General features: G+C 49.8%; 1 protein-coding gene. It reads left to right on the forward strand.

Annotated elements, in window-relative coordinates; genetic code table 11:
* Nucleotides 1-47 precede the first annotated feature (47 nt).
* A partial coding sequence (locus tag V6D20_16960) for a PAS domain S-box protein (protein ID HEY9817471.1) occupies nucleotides 48-2,310 on the forward strand: 2,263 nt, incomplete at its 3' end.

Genomic DNA, 2,310 nt, shown 5'->3' on the forward strand with positions numbered 1-2,310 from the left:
CATTAACGTTTGTCAACCAGGCCTATTGCCACTATTGCCAGACAACGATGGATCAGCTCGTGGGGCAGAATTTCTTTGCGCTGTTACCAGAGAGCGATCGCCCCTCTCTACAGCAGCGGGTGCAAACCTTAGGCAAGACAAGTTCTAGTACAACCTATGAATGCTCCACAGTCGCTTCAGATGGATCGATCTACAGGCAAACATGGCTGATCCTGGCTGTGCAAGATGCCAATGGCAATCTGGTGGAATTTCAGGCGATGGGTCAAGGGCAGAGCGATCGCCCTTCATCCCTTAACGGACTGGATCAAGGCGAACATTATCGACAGGCTGTAGACCAATCACCCAATCCTATTTTCTCCCTCAATCGCCAAGGACAGGTTCAAACCTGCAATGTGGCCTGCAAAACACTGTTGCAGTATGATGCAGATGTATTAGGTCAACCCTTTCGATCCTTACTCATTGCAGACATTCAGGATACCGTAGACCAGCTTTTGGTACAAGTGTTTCGTGGCGAGTCTATCAGCGGCGTAGAGCTAGTTTACCCTTGTCGCGATGGACAAGAGTACTGCATGATTTCACGGATTTATCCCCTACGAGATCAGTCAGGAAGCGTCCAGGGCTGCGTTGTCGCCAACACCGATATCCGCGATCGCAAGGAGATGGAAGAATCTCTACGGCAAAGTGAAGCCAGGCTTCGCGCTGTCTTTCAGCAAAACCAGGTTGGCATGAATCGAGCGGCCCTCAACGGTCAATTCTTGGAAGTCAACCCGGCCCTTTGCCAACTGTTGGGTTACACCGAAGCAGAACTGCTCTCACTCACTTACCACCACATTACCCATCCGGATGACCAAGCTATCGAAAATGAGTTATGTCGTCAATTAAATAATCGACAAATTCCTTATTATGCGATGGAAAAGCGATATATCAAAAAAACAGGGGAGATCTGCTGGGTCAAGATCAGTGTCAGTGTTATCTTAGATGATCATGATCATGCCCTGTTTAGTGTAGCAATCGTTGAAAACATCCATGAACGCAAGCAGATTGAGGCAGCCCTTCAGCAAAGCCAACAACGCTATCAGATGGCGATCGCAGCCGGTGAAGTAGGGGTGTGGGATTGGCAATTGGCCAGCGGTGAGATGTATCTCGACCCGCAGTTAAAAAGCATGTTGGGGTATACCGATCAGGATATTCAAAATACCATCGAGGATTGGACAGGCTACGTCCATCCCGACGATCGCCCTGTCGTTGGGGCGGCTGTTCAGGACGTCTTAGCGGGCAAAACGCCGACGTTTCATGTGGAGCATCGCATGCTGCACCGAGATGGTAGTATTCGCTGGTTTTTGGCGCGGGGGCATGTGAGTCGCGATCGCCACGGTAACCCTGAGCGGCTGCTGGGTACCGACACAGATATTACCCAACGCAAACAAACCGAACTCCACATTCGCTACCAAGTGCAGCGAGAACAGGGGCTCAATCGAGTGATTCGCGCTATCCGCCAATCTCTAGATCTAGATACGATTTTTGCGACGGCTACCTGTGAAATTGGTTCCCTATTGCCTGCCAACCATGTGCAAATTTGGCAGTGCTTGATGGCTCAAGGATACTGGAAAAACCTGGTTGATCATCGACGGCATCCTGGTCTTTTTGACGGCACCACCCTAGAAGTCGCTATGGATCACCTGCTATCCCAGCGGTTACTAGAACAGCGGTTTATGACCGTCGATCATCCCGAACAAGATTATCCAGCGTTAGCAGCAGCTTTTCCTGGGGCCTGGATGTTATTTCTCCTAGATATTGAAGGTGAGAGCCAGGGCGATCGCTATACTTGGGGAGCCCTAACCTTAACGAAAGATCCAACCCTAGGCGGCTGGCAGTCGGCAGAGGTAGAGTTAGCTCACATTATTGCCGACCAATTGGCGATCGCCATTCAACAGTCTGAACTCGTTGTCCGAGTCAAGCAGCTCAACAACACGTTAGAAAATACAGTGCATCAACGCACGGCTCAGCTCAATCAGAGTTTGGAATTTGAGGCATTACTCAAGCGCATTACAGATAAGGTACGAGATAGCTTAGATGAATGTGCTATTTTACAAACGGCGGTGAATGAATTATCCACTATCATGCAAACCCTCAGTTGTGATGCCGCCCTCTACGACTTGACAGAGCGCACCTCCACCGTCATCTATGAAAGCACCGAGTCGTCCCTGCCATCCTCCCAAGGCATGACCATCGCCATAGCAGACTATGAGGACTATTATCAGCAACTTTTACAAGGCAACCCGCTTCATTACTGCACTTTAGACTTCATGC

It is taken from the genome of Candidatus Obscuribacterales bacterium (genome assembly GCA_036703605.1).
Taxonomy (GTDB): Bacteria; Cyanobacteriota; Cyanobacteriia; order RECH01; family RECH01; genus RECH01.